The sequence below is a fragment of the Photorhabdus stackebrandtii genome (assembly GCF_011189495.1).
GTDB lineage: Bacteria > Pseudomonadota > Gammaproteobacteria > Enterobacterales > Enterobacteriaceae > Photorhabdus > Photorhabdus khanii.
Genome location: NZ_PUJV01000001.1, coordinates 157,397 through 174,078 on the forward strand (window position 1 = coordinate 157,397; position 16,682 = coordinate 174,078).

General features: G+C 44.2%; 10 protein-coding genes and 4 pseudogenes. 6 read left to right on the forward strand and 8 right to left on the reverse strand.

The features are described 5' to 3' along the window. The first annotated feature begins 4 nt into the window (after positions 1–4). Genes dptG through C5470_RS00760 form a run of 4 tightly spaced genes read left to right on the forward strand, consistent with a single transcriptional unit; the run spans position 5 to position 9,125 of the window. On the forward strand, positions 5–1,330 hold the full coding sequence (gene dptG, locus C5470_RS00745; protein WP_166285162.1) for a DNA phosphorothioation-dependent restriction protein DptG: 1,326 nt from the start codon (positions 5–7) through the stop codon (positions 1,328–1,330). Further along, entirely contained in the window at positions 1,311–6,386 is a 5,076-nt protein-coding gene (gene dptH / locus C5470_RS00750; RefSeq protein WP_166285164.1) for a DNA phosphorothioation-dependent restriction protein DptH, read from the forward strand. The genes dptG and dptH overlap by 20 nt, the downstream gene beginning before the upstream one ends. A gap of 5 nt (positions 6,387–6,391) precedes the next feature. Continuing rightward, positions 6,392–7,582 (forward strand): DUF262 domain-containing protein, encoded by a 1,191-nt coding sequence (locus tag C5470_RS00755; RefSeq protein ID WP_036843974.1) that lies wholly within the window; start codon positions 6,392–6,394, stop codon positions 7,580–7,582. Between the two features lie 4 nt (positions 7,583–7,586). Beyond that, entirely contained in the window at positions 7,587–9,125 is a 1,539-nt protein-coding gene (locus tag C5470_RS00760; protein ID WP_036843972.1) for an ATP-dependent nuclease, read from the forward strand. A gap of 55 nt (positions 9,126–9,180) precedes the next feature. Here the strand turns inward: C5470_RS00760 and dndE are convergent, their stop codons facing one another. The 7 genes and pseudogenes from dndE to C5470_RS00800 form a co-directional block, all read right to left on the reverse strand. Then, positions 9,181–9,534, reverse strand: coding sequence for a DNA sulfur modification protein DndE (gene dndE / locus C5470_RS00765; RefSeq protein ID WP_036843970.1), 354 nt, complete (start codon positions 9,532–9,534; stop codon positions 9,181–9,183). Beyond that, positions 9,534–11,534 (reverse strand): DNA sulfur modification protein DndD, encoded by a 2,001-nt coding sequence (dndD, locus tag C5470_RS00770; protein WP_036843967.1) that lies wholly within the window; start codon positions 11,532–11,534, stop codon positions 9,534–9,536. The genes dndE and dndD overlap by 1 nt, the downstream gene beginning before the upstream one ends. 1 nt (position 11,535) lies before the next feature. After that, positions 11,536–13,158, reverse strand: coding sequence for a DNA phosphorothioation system sulfurtransferase DndC (dndC, locus tag C5470_RS00775; protein ID WP_166285166.1), 1,623 nt, complete (start codon positions 13,156–13,158; stop codon positions 11,536–11,538). Next, complete coding sequence (gene dndB / locus C5470_RS00780) at positions 13,155–14,240, reverse strand: DNA sulfur modification protein DndB (RefSeq protein WP_036843964.1); 1,086 nt, start codon at positions 14,238–14,240, stop codon at positions 13,155–13,157. The genes dndC and dndB overlap by 4 nt, the downstream gene beginning before the upstream one ends. 220 nt (positions 14,241–14,460) lie before the next feature. Further along, complete coding sequence (locus C5470_RS23510; RefSeq protein WP_207626847.1) at positions 14,461–14,631, reverse strand: DUF7828 domain-containing protein; 171 nt, start codon at positions 14,629–14,631, stop codon at positions 14,461–14,463. 39 nt (positions 14,632–14,670) lie between these two features. Further along, positions 14,671–15,039: pseudogene (locus tag C5470_RS22405) on the reverse strand (DUF7828 domain-containing protein); the annotation flags it as partial. A gap of 139 nt (positions 15,040–15,178) precedes the next feature. Next, positions 15,179–15,621, reverse strand: a pseudogene (locus C5470_RS00800) (hypothetical protein). A gap of 53 nt (positions 15,622–15,674) precedes the next feature. On the opposite strand from C5470_RS00800, the pseudogene C5470_RS22595 reads away from it, so the two are divergent. Further along, positions 15,675–15,809, forward strand: a pseudogene (locus C5470_RS22595) (integrase); the annotation flags it as partial. A gap of 2 nt (positions 15,810–15,811) precedes the next feature. Continuing rightward, the gene (locus tag C5470_RS00805; protein WP_036843963.1) at positions 15,812–15,961 is read left to right on the forward strand and encodes a transposase; all 150 of its coding nucleotides are present in this window, start codon (positions 15,812–15,814) and stop codon (positions 15,959–15,961) included. Positions 15,962–15,991: 30 nt separating this feature from the next. Here the strand turns inward: C5470_RS00805 and C5470_RS00810 are convergent. Then, positions 15,992–16,288 (reverse strand): annotated as a pseudogene (locus tag C5470_RS00810) (phosphorothioated DNA-binding restriction endonuclease family protein); the annotation flags it as partial. Between the last annotated feature and the right edge of the window lie 394 nt (positions 16,289–16,682).

The following is a 16,682-nucleotide window of genomic DNA, read 5'->3' on the forward strand; positions in this document are numbered from 1 at the left end:
CAGAATGTATCCCATCTCAACAACGTTAAAAGTGGGTAACAATCAACTTGATAGCTACCTGCCTGTACGCAATAAAAACAATAATATTGACTGGCAATTCGTGACTGGCTTGGTACTTAGCTATGCCCTTAAACGTAAAATCGAAGCTTACGATCCCGATAAGTTTCGCGATGATTGTAAAGCGCACCTGCAAGCACTGATTGATGAGCCAGCCTTCTGGTCTGTGCTGGAACGGATGTATTTTTCCAGCCAGGATATCTTTCGCGTCTCACCGCTGTTTTTGCTGTTTCACGCCCAGTTTGACGCTGAAAAAATAAGTGCAGGTTCCATGGCGGATAAACGCCTTGGAACGTTGTTTGCCAATTTGATGGGAGATTTCAGCCTTAGCTACCCGATACCGGGCAAGCTGAATTTCATCGAGCAGCAACTATTGAAAAAGCTTGATGAAAAAGTTATGCCATTTTTGGGCAGAGGCCCATTTGCTGCAGAGCAACCTTATCTGCCTTATATGGTAACGTGCTTTCAGTCCGATTTGGCGTTTTTGGCAGAGCACCCACAGTATCTTTTACAGGAATTGACCAATACCCTGCGTTTGTACGCCTTTAGCTGGTGTGCCCAAGTGGCGCTCAATCTGGATAACTGGCAAGACGGTGAGCCGCAAAGCAAGTCGTTATTTTTTATTCTTGATACCGAAAAAGCCAGCTCTGAACGGGAAAAAGTGAAACGTTATGGCTATAAACTGTTCGCCAGCCAAAGTGAAAAACTTTTCCCGATGCTCTCTGCTCTGGAGGTTTTGCAGTGGGGGAAAGGGGAGAGAAAGCGTCCGTTATGGTGGGTCTATCAGGATGCCCTGAATTATTCAGATTCTCCTTCTCAGGTATTAAATGCCCTTAATGACTATTTGCAGGATTTTATTAAGGATCGCGAGCTCCCGCCTCGTGAACGAGCTGCAAATCTGGAAAGTGCCTTCAAACAGCTATTATCCGTTGCCGTTGAACAGTTTCAGGGTAAAAAATCTGAGCGGGCAAAGGTGAATCGGAAATACGTCAACGAACTGGAAAACCAGATTTGTACTGACTTCATCCAGGTGCGTGGCCGGGCTGGGAAAGTGCTGGTACTGAACCAGGATCGCCTACTGCTGCTGACCAACCTCACCGTTGGCAAAAATGACAAACTCCGACTGTATGAACTGCTGCGTGGTTTTGAGCAACGCGGATTTTATCTGGATAACCAGTCCGCGCAAATGCTGGTTGCATTTTATGAACGCATGGGAAACGTGGAGCGAATGAGTGACAGTGGAGACGCCGTGTATGTCCGTAAAACAGTATGAAACCTATCTGGCGGAAACTTTTATTAAATGGGTTAGCGTTACCATCCAGCCAGGTGAGCGCTATCAGTTTAAATCTCCCGACCCCGATAATGCCTTAAAGCTCTGGCAGGCTTTTGTCACCCTGGCAGATGGAAATCAACTGGAGATTGCACCGGCACAGCATCTCGCCTGTATCTCGTGTAATGGCATTCAGCTTATTCTGGTTCTGCACGGTACCGCCGCTCCTGCGTTTACGGAAAACTATATTTCCCATCTGCGCGATAAAGTGGCTGGTCGCAGCGGGGTTTTTGCCCAAACGGCTTTGCTGATTATTCATAACAGCATGCTGGATACCCTGATCAACAGCACTAAAGACGTGGCCGCACCGGATGCTATCTGGTATCCCGAAACCTTCCGCCACCAGTTGGAGAAATTAATCACCACGGACAGCAACCGTTCAGAGCTGTCCCGCTGTTTGCTGGACGATCAACTGACAACGGTACTGGAGGAAGGTGCAACCGTATTTGGTTTTTCATCGTTATATCGCCTGCTGGACGATGGTAACCTGGATTTCTCCGAGCTAAAGCTATTCAACGATGGTGAGTTGCTAAATTTTAGCCATAAGCAGCTACGCGCTCGGTTGAATGAAAACCGGAAATTATATCGCCAGATAGAAGACAGTATTGAGCGTTACAGTGGGCAACTGGAGAATGTACTGACCGAATTCAGTACCAAATTCATTCAGGAGCATTTCGTTGATAAAGATGACTGGCGTGAGCTTGATTTTGCTGACTATCTGGATGAAAAAAAACAGAACAGCGAACAAAAGCTGGTGCTGGATAACGTCTGCGTTGAGAATGGTGAAGTTTGGCAAAGAGCCAAAAGTATCAGTAAAGCGGGCAAACGTGACATCAGTTTACTGGTACAGGTACAACCAGGACAATCGCAGGTTGAGTTGGAGCTCAGCTTTCAGGGCAACGATCTTCAGGATAATCAGATAAAAATTGCCCATCACCGGCGATTACAGAAAAAACACTTCTGGCGCACCAGCCGGGCCGGGGGAAAAACTTCCCGCATTATGGCGTCGGTCCCTTTCGATGGACATCCCTGCTTCTTTAGCCTTGAACTGATCAATCGTAATAATTCGGCGGAGGAGTATAAATTTCGTCTGTTACTGGTCGAACAGGGGCAATTCTGGCTGAACGATATTCAACATTGCTACCGTGTTGAGCCGGGTAAAGGGCAACTGACACTGCAACTGGAAGACAACGAGTTGCGTATTGCTGAAGTAGGCGATCTGATTTGTACGCTGGATGAAGACAGTGATGATATTGACTGTCGACACTATGCATGGGTGAATTTTGAGACTCTGGCAAACCAAAGCGAGTTGATTCAATTTGCGCTGGTTTCAGGCGATTCCCGTCTGCCGCTCAACATCGAAGGGCCGGGAGCGGAAGAAGGGTTAATTCTACCTTTGCTGTTTGACCAAAGTCGTTTCAGTAAGTTGTTCAAAGAAGAAGGTAATGCGGCTTATAACCGGATGAAAGGGCGCGTTATTCTGGATAATACTGAACATAGCGTAGTCGGGGTGCGCCAACAGTTGCTGATGCTGGAAGCTTCACTGATTGAACGGAACCATCTCGGTACAGGAAATGACGATAGTGTGTTTACACTGGATGAACTTCGTGCCAGCTATCCCGATCTCCACAATGCGTATCATCAACTGCTTGCTTACTATCAACACCGTAGCGCCTTGCCGAGCCTTGTATCGTGGTCAGCTGAATACCGTGCACTGGTCAGCCACATCGTCACTACGTTTGAACAGGCACTACAGCAAATCGGTCTGAGTAGGGCGCTGACCGTGCAGGAAAAGCGTCTGTTGCATCTGGGAATTTGTCGTGGCGATAATTATGAACGTCTCTCGCCGCTGCATCCCTTAGTTCTGGCTTACCATTTACAGCTGACGGAAACGATTATCGCGGAGCCAGAGCAGCATTCATTTTCCTCATTACCGCAAATTACCCTCGATCGTCTTGTGGTCTCCGGCTTAATGCCGTTTGTTTATCATAGCGAACATGAATATGCGCAACTACAGCCGGTAGCGGAAAACCGTTTCTGGATCGACGTTGTTCCCCAGCGTCAGATGAGTCATGACTACGTTAAACGGCTAGTAAAAGATAAACTTAATGAATTCACGGACGCCTATGCCCGGCTGTTCCAGAATGCCGGAAATAATGCGCTGATTATCAATGCCATTAACCAAGGGAACGCCAGAGAGCTGTTCCTAGGATTAGTGGAATATTTTAAGCAGGAAAAAGAGCGTGCTATTTCGGTGCATGTGAACTGCTACGATGAACGCCTGCTCCCTAATGCTTTTGATCACTTTGCCGAAAGTGGTAGCTATGAACGGCTTAAAAACGATCTTGGTCTGAACAGCGGCGCATGGCGTGCAGAGGCCGAGATGCTGATTGATCTGCTGCGAAGTCGATTAACGTTCAGCAAATTTATTCTGCCGCCGGAAAGCGACAAACTGGCTTACGCCCATCTGGCATTTTTTACTAATACCGCGCCAGTGGATTGCCGCCAAATCCGCATCGAAGATGCTTCCAGCGGGGTATTATGTCATGGCCTTATTGCAGGTGAAGGTGCGGAAACCCAGGGTGATGCCTATTTTACCGCTTTTGGCCTGCGTGATGTCGATACTGAGCCCTACTGTGCCCTGCGACTTGCCCGATTATTGGGTTGCCTGTGGCAACCGGCGCGTCAGAGCAACAGCCAGTATCATGGACAGGGGATTGGCTTGGCAGTAAGCGGTAACTTTAAGCAGTTACTTAACCGTTCTTATGACAGTTCACTTTGGACAACCATTATCGACCCCAAAGTCACTCTTGATTTCTTTACCAGCCAGAAAGACGTGGTGCTGATCCATTACTCTGACCAGTACACCAGTTGCGTGGGCTATGACGCCGTTACTGTCACAAAACAGGTCGAACTGTTCTTGCGCCTACTTCAGACGTCAGGTCAGACCGGACAACCTGCCGTTGACAGCCAGCACCTGCTTGCTGAATTTAATGCCTTTAACGGCGAATGGTTGCTGAAAATGCTGTGTTCGGGTGAAAAGGAGCGTAAAGAGAAACACGGTATCATCGGCGCGTATAAATTCGTGCAATCCATGCTGCATCAATCCGATATTTGTTGGATTCCGTTATCGGTGGCGGAAATGATCCGTGTGTCCGGCAATGTCGGGCTGAAAATGAAAGAGAGCGATTTATCCCGTAACTTACAGGGCTATCATAAAGGTGCGATCTCTGATGATGTGCTCTTTGTTGGCTTCAAAGAGAATCGCCTGTATCTGTTGCCATTGGAAGTTAAGACTGGGGCACGGCCAGATTACAGGTATGCAGGACAGCAGGCCCGAGAGCTGAAGCGCTATTTACAGCAGGATATCTTGGAGCCGCAAACGCTGGCATCACAGCTGTACCGGGCGCTCTTTATTCGTCAGGTATTAATGCAGGTAGAAAAACTGCGTCTGTACGGCGTACTGGACAGTGACAAGCTGGCCCTCTTGCTGGAGCGGCGTGAATGGTGGCTAACTGGTGATTACCAGTTGGGTAACCTGGCAGGCTATGCTGATGGCTTTGTTGTAGCTCATGTGGACAGTGAAAGTTGTTTTGATCTCTCTTATAAAGAGACATCAGATAATATCTTACAGATTGAAATTCCTTATTCGCTGCTGCCGTCGCTGATCTCCACGAAAGGGGATGAACCGCCACTCGCGGAACGTTATCGGGTGCCGGAAAAATATCGGCTTAAGCCGGGTTGTGATGCAGAGTCATTACAACCTGCGCCGGTAGAACAGGTTGTTTCTCTGCCCGAAACGCAATCCATTTCTGAACCGGAGTTGCAACAACCCGTTGCACTGCCGCAATCTCCCGACATAAGTGATACACCACTGCAAATTTTGTTTGGTCATGATGCTGTGCGTCAGCGTCCGCTATATTGGGAACCGACCAATACCGCGAAGTTTATGAACACCAATACCGGTATTATTGGCACGATGGGCACCGGGAAAACTCAGTTTACCAAATCGGTGGTCACGCAACTGATGAGCAATCAGTCCTGTAACGTTGATGGTAAGCCAATTGGTTTGCTGATCTTCGATTACAAATCAGACTATGTGGACGATGCTTTTCTGGAAGCAACTGGTGCTAAAAAATATAAGTTATTTAAGCTGCCGTATAACCCACTCTCCCTGTTTGGCGATACGCCGATGTTGCCGATCCATACCGCAGGCGGGTTATCGGAAACGATGGCGAAAGCCTATGGTTTGGGCCACAAACAGCAGCTTAAATTAGAAAACCTGATTTTAGAGTGTTATGACTCGGCGGGGATTTCGCCGGAAGATCCGACAACATGGTCACGAATCGCACCAACGATTGAAGATGTATGGCTGCGTTTTCTCGACCAAGAGAAAGTCGAAGAAGATTCGCTGTACGCGGCGCTATCTAAACTGGCGCGTTACAAAATATTTGAAACTATCCCTGAACAGATGACCAGCCTGTACGAGTTGATCGACGGTGTAACTGTGATTGAGTTAGCAGGTTATCCGCCGGAAATACAAAATCTGGTGGTCGCACTGACTCTGGATCTGTTCTATGCGCAGATGCAAAAAAGGGGTAAACCGGTAGTGTGTGGGGATTATCGACAGCTAACTAAAATGATTCTGGTGGATGAAGCTGATAACTTTATGCGTCAGGATTTTGCCAGCTTGCGTAAGATCCTTAAAGAAGGTCGCGAGTATGGTGTTGGCGTGATTCTGTCAACGCAGGAGATAACTCACTTCAAGACAGGGGATAATAATTATGCCTCCTATATTTTGACTTGGGTGATCCATCGTGTGTCAGAGATTAAGAATGCAGATATCAAGGCGGTGTTTAACGTCGATGATAAAGGTGAGCAAGAATCCCTGATGGGGCAGATTCGGCAACTGGAGAAGCATTTTAGCCTGTATATTGATGGGGATAAACGGGTTAAGAAGATGCGGGATCGGGCGTTTTGGGAACTGATTAAAGGATAAACGACATGATCATAAAAGATACTACAAATAAAATAAAAAGTGTTTATGCGGATATTAAAGATGGGGAGCTAGATCTTAGACCTGACTTCCAACGTGGTGAAGTTTGGACGACGAAAAAAAAGAAATTATTAATCGACTCCATTCTTCGTGAATGGTACATCCCACCAATACACACTGTATCTATTGGCAATGGAAAAGCTGAAGTTTTAGATGGACAGCAGAGACTGACTGCTATTCGGGATTTTTTGGATAATCAATTTCAAATTGATGGTCTTATCGAACCTAAGGATGAAGACATTGTCGAACTACATGGCAAAAAATTTAAAGACTTACATCCAGATATCCAAAGAAAGATTGAGCGTTTTGGTATTACTATTTATGAGATAACTGAATATAATCAAGGTGAACCTAGCGAGCTTTTCTATAGATTAAACCAAACAATAAAGCTGACCTCATCTGAGGCTAGGAATGCTATCTTCGGTGATGTACGTGATGATATATCATCCTTTGTTTCTTATATGGATGAACTTGGTGTTGATAAAGGCATTCTTGGATTTAGTAACTCTAGGATGGCTTACAATGATTTACTTTCTCGTGTTTGCCTTCTTCTTGAGAAGAAAAGTATTCGCTATCAACTCAGTGATGCAAATTTAACCAATAGATATCGTAATGATACCAGTTTCGATAGTAAAATATCTATTGCTATTAAAGATACGATAAAGATATTTGGTGCTTTTAGTTCCCATATAAAAAACATGGAAATAAGCACTAATCTTACGAAAGCATCGTCTTTGAACTGGATATATCTAATTTCATGCATGAATATCTATGGTGAAGATTTTGAAAATAAACAGATATATAACGCATTCTTTAATTTGGAATCAGCTAAGGCCCATGTTAAAGCAAATGAGAAAATTCCATCCGAGATTTTATCTTTCTTTAATATTGATGAGAAATGTCTTCGTGAATTATTAATGATTTATATTGAAAGAAGTTCTTCACGAGTTATGTCTATTGGTTCGATTATTATTAGAGATATTATACAAAATTTCTCCTGTCTCAGAGCGGGGATTGGTCTTTCATGTTTACAAAGAAAAGATAACAATTCTCTTAATGAATTTGTATGTCTTATGGAAGATAAGAATGTTAATGTAAAATTTATCATAGAAGATCTCGCGGAAGATTGGAAGGAGTGACCGAATGAGGCTAGCCAAATTTTGTGATGGGTGGCGTAGAACTCAAGATTTATCTAATTATAATTGCCAACTTCGTCAAGTTTTAATCAGTGATGCTAAAGGGATATCTGATAAATTTTGCTTAGAATTAAATAATGGCATTTCGGTAATTTGTGGTAAAAATGGAATAGGTAAGAGTACTATCCTAAAATCAATCTATTCTCATATTAAGAAAAATGATCTATATAGAACGAGATTAGATGAAGCTGATATTAACATTTCTTTAATAAAGGATAACTCTGAGGTTGAAAATATTGAAGATATTTCTGTTAATTACCTTGAGCCATCAGTGGAATGTAATAAAATTATAAATTTCTTGAATAGTTCTGAGAATATTGAGGATTTTATTGAGGGGCTTGAACCAAACGGATTGTTGGGAAAAAAAGAAAATATCAATGTAATAGGAAATGTCATAGGAAGGGTTTACTCAAAAATAGAGATTTATGAAGTTGAAGGTGCATTAGAAGATGATTATACATTCCCCTTTATCAGAGTCACCCTGCCTAATGGAGTGGAATATACTTGTCTTGAAATGGGGGCTGGTGAATATTTATGTATGTATATTTTTTGGTTCGTAAATTGGATCGATGCTCATTCTGTTTTACTCATAGATGAAATAGAAAATTGTATATCTGTGTATAGCCAGGAATATTTAATGGACTATCTAGCTTATATATCATCACAAAGAGGTATTTGGATATTATTGTCTAGTCACTCTGAGTCGATTTTAAATAAAGTTGGTATTAATAATGTCAGATTAATTTCTAATATTAGCAGCGCAGGGATTAACGTTGTATCCCCTAAACATGAAAGAAAGTATTTCACTGCACTAGGTATTAAACCAAGAAAAAAAGGAGTTTTTATTGTTGAAGACAAGTTTTCTTACTTATTTCTTAATGGTATGTTGAACCGAGCTGCTTCTGACATTGCCTATGACTATCATATAGTAAGCTTTAAAGATGGTGAGTCGGATATCGAAAAGGTAGTAAAACACTTCAACCCTAATAAAACCATAGGGTTTAATTTTTTTGCTGTTTTTGATGCCGATATGCGTGCAAAAATAAGTAAACTTGTTGGTAAAGTTATACCAGTTATATCCTTACCATCAATTGATGGTTTAAACCCAGAAGAAGAATTATGGAGAGCCTTATCTGATAATATAACTGATATAGCTCAAAAGCTGGGTATCGAGTCCGATGATTTATTTCAGTACTATGAACAATGCATTCCTTTAGATCACCATGATAGATTTATGAGTTTAGCCAGATATGTCAATGTTAGTGAGGAAGTATTGTTTAATAGTATATTTCCTGTTTGGTTTATTAATAACGTTGAGTTAGTTAATAAGTTCATTTTCTCAGTCATTGTATCCAGTTCCGATATGAACCAAAAAGAAATAAATACTCTTGCCTCAACAATGGGACTGGAATTATTTCAATTTCAGAAGGATTCAACTGATAAAGAAATAATATTTTTTGATAGTAAGGACCTGTTATTGAAATAATTTCAAGTTTGTAAGGGATATGGAAACTAATATTCCGTATCCCTTTTATTTTTGTTTATATTCCCATGAAAAAATCTCTAAGACTACGATAATTCCTCAACGCAGCAATCCCATCCTCAACATGTGCTGCCCACGCCTTAATCATGTCCTTCTGCGCTATCTGCGGATAAAGCATCTTCAAGACAAGCTCCGTAACTTGCAGTGTTTCCCCTAGCCACGTAATTTTATCCAACACAAGCGTGCCATCTAGCTTTTTACTATCCCGCTCAGGCGAATAACGAAACTCACTTTCTACTGAACGGAAAAATGCCAGCCGGGCTGCGACATTAGGAGTGATCCCGGTATACCCTTTTAATCTCTTAAGCTGCTCTTCTGTCTGACGACTGAGCTGCATTCGATTCGGGAGCATCAGATAGTCTCCTTGGTTAATTCCCAGAAATAGCCGGGTTTCAGTGTGGATGATTTGGTATGCGTATTAAAAACGATCTCATAAGCATGAGAAATATCATCACGCAATTGATCGACAAAATAACGTTCATCCACTTCTGTATCAGTAGATAACAGCACAACCTGATGGCTGGCCTCCGGAAAATAATGGTTAATTAGCTTATCCCGATGCTGAGAATCCAGACGTCCTAACGGCGTATCAATAATCACCGGTAAATCACGGCCAGAGGTTTTTGCCAGTGCTTCAAGGATCGCAATCGCATAAATCTGCTTTTCACCAGCTGAAAGCAATTTACGATTAATTATCGAGCCATTTTCATCAATCAACTCTACATCAAATGCTTCCGGGTTGATATGTGCATTAAGTTGCAAATCCTCTTTACGGGCCAGCTTACGGTAGGCCAGTTCAAAGTTTGTAGACAACGTTTTTACTCGCGCCTGAGTTAATACGTCGCTGTAGCGATCGAGTAAATTTATCGTTTCTTGGGCGTTTTTAAATGAACTGCTAAAACCATACTGATAGCGGGCAGCATCATGTGCTTTTTGGACCTTGCGGACGCAATCCAGTTGCTGCTGTTTTTTGCGTTTAGCTTCTTCCAGTAGTGAACGATATTTCTGCCGCTGAGCTTCGCGCTGCCGATCCAGGTAGCGTAATTTCTCAAAGAAATCCATTAGCTGATCGTCTTCCGGAGCGCGGGCAATATTAGCGGCAGCTTGTTCTAACTGTTGTTCAATCTCAGCCAACTGTGTACGGTAAAGATCGAAACGCTGCCATGCTCTCTTGCTGTCCCGATCAATTGATTGCTGGAGCATGCCTGCTTCTCGTTCAGAGATATCAAACAGCAAATCGCCTTTGGGTTTGGCCGCCATATACTCTTTCAAATTATCGGTAATGGCTTCAGTTGCAATTTTGCTGGTGGTGCTGGAGCGCAATGCAATATCGCTTCTGAGTTGAGCTAAAAACTGGCTCAGTTCTTTCTCAAAGCTTTTTGCCTGCTTGATCTGTGCTTCATCAGCAATTTGTTGTAGCAAAAGGGATAAGGTATTGGGAGCGAGCGCATAGGGTAGCGATCCATCACATTCCTGCCGCAATGCTTTTTCCAAATGTTCTTTATCTTTTAGCAGCGTTTCAACTTTCTGTTTTTCTTGCGCTTTAGTCTGGGCAAATGCACCCCCCTGCGCATTCAATAACCCTTCGTAACGGGTAATGTCTTTAGATAGAAACTCAATTCGCGTTTTGGCAAAATCGGCTTTTTCCAGTATTTCTTCCGTCTGACAGGCTAATTTTTTACTTTGTGCCTCAAGCTCCGCAAGCTGTTGTTGCTGAGAGCTTGCTAACTGACTAGATTGCAGGCGCTTAACAAAAATCATTAAGTCATTACGTAGCTTGGATATCAGGTCCAGACCCAACAGACGGCGCACGGCAGTACGCAGGATATTACCGGATTCATCTTCCGCCAGTTCCGCAATTTTCTCACCGTCAAAAAAGAACAGATCGGCGATACCATGCGGGATTAATTCATTAAGAAACCCTTGACATTGGTCATAATCCAGCTCATCAAGAAGCTGCCCATCCTGTTGTAGAGAAAGACGATCTTTCCTGCCTTTTTTCCAGGTTCGTGTGACGGTAAATTCTGCCTCATGGCCGCCTTTATTGTAGGTGAACGTCAGCGCTACTGCCGCTTCTTCCGGTTGTTCGATATAGTACGCGCCGTTGTGAATCAATGCGCTAAGCTGCTCGATATATTCCTGTTGCTGAGTTGCGAGGCCAAACGCCAAACGACCATACAACGCCAGCCGAATTGCCGATAAAATCGAGGTTTTTCCAGCGCCGTTTAAACCACCAAACAGCACAATAGGTCGGGGATTCACGTCATGTGGGCGCTTTCTGGGGGCCAGATCAATAGCATGCGTACCGCTGAATACCCGAAAATTACGCAATACTAGTTGCTTAATTAACACGTTAGTTTCCCTCACCTACAAATACAGATGATTCACTGGCATCGACAATTCTGCGCTGTAAAACCTGAAGCTCAGCTTCCAGCTTTGCAACTTCTTCCTGATGAATATCCCGGTCATTGCGTTTTTGTAACATTGCCTGCTGCTGCTGGATCTCTTCAAGACTGCCCCAGTCTTGTTTTAAAATGGCGCCGAGCTTGTCAAAAATACCCTGACGGCGGCTTAACCCTTCCATTGAAACTTCCAGCTCAATCAGTTTCATTACCATCTCTGGCTCAACATTAAACCCCTGAGCTATTTGCACCAGCAAATCAGCATCGCTGGCGTCAAAGCGTGACTGATCGTCGACCACCCAATCCAGATCCTGCTGATACACTTCGCGGTAAATACCGGGCAGAGTGTCGTACCAATCTGGCTCATTGGGATCTTTTAGCCACTCCTGACGGATTGCATGCAATTCCGGTTGCGTAATTAACGTAATGGTGTGGCCCTGAGCATTCAAATCGCGCTCAATTTTCAGCAACTCTTTTATCCACTGCTGACGGTATTTAAGCCAGTAGGGACCGGGAACATGCTTACGCTCTGCACCAGGATCTTCACCATCTTTGGCGTACTGATAACTCACCTTACCGGTACGACGCTTATAGTTGCGGTACTTGTCTTTATTCGCAGGATCGGTCGTAAAAGCCAGTAGATCGCGATATTTCAGCAATGGGGACATCCACTCTTCACCATTCTTAATCAGGCTTTCCATTGCTTTATCTTTGGTGACAACGGTACAGGTCCAGCAGCCAAAACGAGAGTTACCGCAGGATGGGGTACTATCATCAATCACTAGTGGGCACTCTCCCTGAGCAGATGAGTCCATATAGAGCGTCCATAATGGGCGGTTATTTCCCCCCCATGGATTTTCCCACTCTTTTATATCATCGGGAGAATAGCGAAACGCGCCTCTCAACAATTTCCAAACGTCTTCCACATCCCAAGTATCGATGGGGGTGTAGATAAAGGCATTAGGTAAGGTGGTATGTCGGGCAAGCCGTGTGCCGTCAATCTTATGTTTCGCGATAACCTGCGCACGTGATGCGCTTTCGCTACTGCGTGAACCCAGAACAACAATCACTTCATCAAATTGGCTGACTTTATCTTTAATAAAATCACTGACCGGGTTGATTTTCATGCGCTCGGTACACCAGCGAAAACTACGGGTCGGGGCCGGATAACCTTTACCCAGCAGGTTGACCCAGAAGGTTTCATGGATTTTTGGCGTCACCGAATGTTGAGTGATCGGTAATCCGTTACGCTTTGCACCGGCCTCGATTTGCAGCATAGTCTTTTTGATCAAATCCACCACTACAGGGGTTTCTACCAGCGTATCGGATGACACCACAAAAACATCTTTGTTGCGCATTTCAGGAGGCAGGCCCAGCAAGGCCAAGTACACCAGCGTAATAACCGCTGAAGAGTCTTTACCGCCGCTATAACCAATCACCCACGGGCGTTTATCCGCGCAATAAATTCTTTGAACTTCAGCAACATATTCGGCCAGAGGGCGTCCAACAAATTGCTCTTGATTAATGAAATCTTCATACTCGGCCAGATCATAGGCCTGAATCAGTTTACTCATGAGATAACCATTTGAGCCTCTAGCTCCTGTTCTTCAGGAGTGAGAGGAAGTGAGAGGGCATGTTTAAGCGCATTACAGGTTAACTGAATGGCTGCACTGGTTTTACTCAGCTTTCCATGCTGCATCGCCCGTTTACTCAGTTCGGGATTGCTTTTACGCCAGTCAAAGGCTTTAAGTTCAGCTATTTTCTGCTGCCAGTGTTCGGGATGTTCTGCCAGCAGACTACGTCCCAGCAATCCTAGCGCCTGAAGGCCAATACCATGAGCATGTACATGATCTTGACGCAGCTGTGCAGGGGAAACTTCTTTTTTGGCCGCTAGTTGCCAGTCCGGCATAACGTGGTAAACAGCCTGCCAGTAGAGTGTGGCAATGTGTGTGTTTTCTTCGAGATCCCCTTCTTTAGGATCTTTACCCAACAGAGCACGGGTCGCTTGTTTAATGCTGCTTAATGTAAATAACTTATTGGATAGTTTGCTGATACTGGACTTCTCCAGTTCTGTCAGCCCGGCAAACGGCTCAACGGACATCGCCAGATAGCGAGCCAGATTTGAGCTGATATCACGGTGATCGTACAGTGCCGATAGTGAAGGACTGGGACGAATGGCATACTTGTTTAGGTCTGCAAACATTTGCTGGCTGCGCTTCAACCCTTCGTCGACAAAAAACAAGACGGGAATATTATCTTGGCCCAATTCCGGCATTTGTTCCAAAGCATCTTCAATAGCTTTGCGGCGGTGTTGACCATCGTTGATAAGTATCTGTGCTTCCATTGGAACACGTAATGTACCAAGATTATTTGAATCAGAAAACTCATCAAATCTTACATCAATAGCAATCGATGCGGTCAGCGCAGAAAAAATATAATCTTTCGGATTTTCAATTAGATATCTTGCCATTTCAGGAATGCGTGCTTTGTTCAAACTTCTTTGTGCTCTTAATTCAGGCGGAACTTCATTTTCATCAAAGCTAAAAATTTTAGGGATGACGCGCATTGGGCACATGGCGACGTAAAAAGGTTTACCAGCCTGAATACCTCGCAGCGCAGGGAATGAGTAGCAGTAATCTACATCAATGTTAGTCATCATTTTGTCCGTTTTTTGATCAAATTGTGTAAGGTGAATTACGTTATATTTTACGTAATTTATGATTTTTTTATAGTTTTTTTCACGTAACTATCAAAAATAGGGGAGGCCTTATCAATAGGAAGTTAATGTAGGGTTTCCAAGTTTGTTGATCCGGACATCCGCTCTGACTTAAGGATCCAGATTTGCACATCTCATCAGGGCTTCCTAGAGGCTAAACCTAGGGCATGTTCAAGCTAGGTGGGGTTCCCTGCAAACCCGCATGCAGTATCAGCCTGCAGCCACAAGATATGCCGGTCCATATTCTTCCTTCCACTTCGCCGACAGCCTGTTGGGCGTTGACCAGATACCCTCTCGGGTTTCTGGCGAGATAACATTTCATAAAGCACATGTGTCTGCGCCGGATGTTACTGATTCCGCCAGTAGTTGTTTCACGACTAAAACGCCCGGTACCGTACGACAAGCAATAATGTTCCCCATAATAATCAGTGCTACATTCCGTACAGTGCCAGTCAGCTTTGCACACCCTCGGGCTAACATCAGGTACAAATCGCGCAGGCGGCTAATCAGCCTCGCTTCTCCGGCTTCTGGATTCACATAGGGGCAATGCTATTGGCCGCTCCTTCAGGGTATCGTGGGTGTGCTCGAACCATGGGCGTTCAGAGTCGTACGCCGGGTGGTATCGCAGTGTGCTGCCGCACAGGTGGCAGGTATAACGGTCATAAGGCGCTGTCTGTACCGTTTTGGCCCCGATTAAACGATCGTTACCATCTAAGGCTATGAAGGATTTTGCAAACACAATCAGACTCCTGCAGGCAGGCGTAAGCTGTCCCTTGTGGACAGACAAACGTCATGTGGATGAAAAGCTTAAATGGATTCAGAGTGGTATTGCTGTGTGGTTGTCATACAATGGAAATCTGAAGTAAAAAACGATGGGATTAGCAATCAGTACCGATACGTGGACGCCCCGCAGGCGGACGCTCAGGGACTTCATTGCAATCGTACAGTAGCAGGCCGTCTTTCTTGTTGGGTTTTGGTCATATAAGCCAGCACCTGCCGGATGTTGGCGATACTGTCCGGAACCGTTATAGCGTACTGGGATATTGATATTGGTGCGGTAGTGAGTCTTAAATTCGCACCGGTGATGTCAGTTATCCTGGAGGGTTATATCATTCCAGAGTGAACCGGCTTTTTCTGCCCAGGGATAAGTGTTCTGGGTTTTACTACCATCCAGCCAAAAGGCAACATGAGCGTGGTAGTGGTGATCCTGTTGATAGTATTTTGCGATTCCGTTTTGATAGAACAGATCCATGCGTAATGCCCGCAGGCAGGCATATCGGTCTGTCATATTATCGATATGCCAGTTCAGGAGAGACGACAGGAACCAGTCTGGCGTCTAGGTTTGTTTTCCATATGATTAATTCTCAAAGGTTGGATGAGGCCAGCAGGAGAGATAAAGCTCGTAAACTTTTGGCAAACAGCGTCGATCTGGGGGATAAAAAGAAAAACGATAAGATTGAGCAGAGTGAAGCCCATACTTTCGAAGAGATTGCTATCGAGAGGCATGCAAGGTGTTCCCGACAGACGAAGCAGTGTGTAAGGTGATTTATCTGGCGATACAGGATGCCACGAAAAAATGGAGCATGCTGATCCACAACTGGCGGCTGGTAATGAGCCGTTTTATGATTGAGTTCGGTGATCGTCTGGATGGTCACCTTTAATAGGGGGCAATTACACAGAATGATTTACAAGGTCCCTTTTTGTGGCGTGCAATATTCTGTGTTTTGTAATTCCCAGAATCCATCACCCTGTAAACGCCAGAATGGCATAGTGGGGTAATGCTCTCGTCGCTTTGGTCCAAAGCAAGTCAGCAGATCAAGCAGCGGTTGATGAATTTCATTACCGTAATCGAAGAATCGGCCATGACCTTTTTTGTATTCAGACAATACATACAGTAACAACAATGGCTTATGCGGTGCGCGCTGATCACCTTTACGCCAGATGGTAAGGTTAGATATGGCAACTTGCAGTGTTTTACTGGTTGTCATGGGTTGTTTTGCTAATAGATTGAAGTTATTGCGATCATGCTCGCAAAGATGATGGTTTTCAAGGTACTTGTTACAACGCTGCGTCTGGATAGTACAAATTCATTAGTGGCTACGCATCTGCTGTCAGTTCCATCAATTATGAGTGGCATTCAGTCGAGAACTCAAACTTTTATATCGTTTACCCTGCGGGAAAATATATGTCAGGGAAAGTACGGAGTTTGATCGATTATCTGCAAGATAGTGTAAAATCTATCGTATAAATGTTTTCTGAAAAAGAGAGTTGAATTCAAATCGTTAGTGGGATTTAGCACAATTCGCCTTATGTCCCTGTTAGCATTGAACGAGGGGCTAAAGTTGGTTTTGCTAAGAAAATAGTATCTAAATGAAACGATGT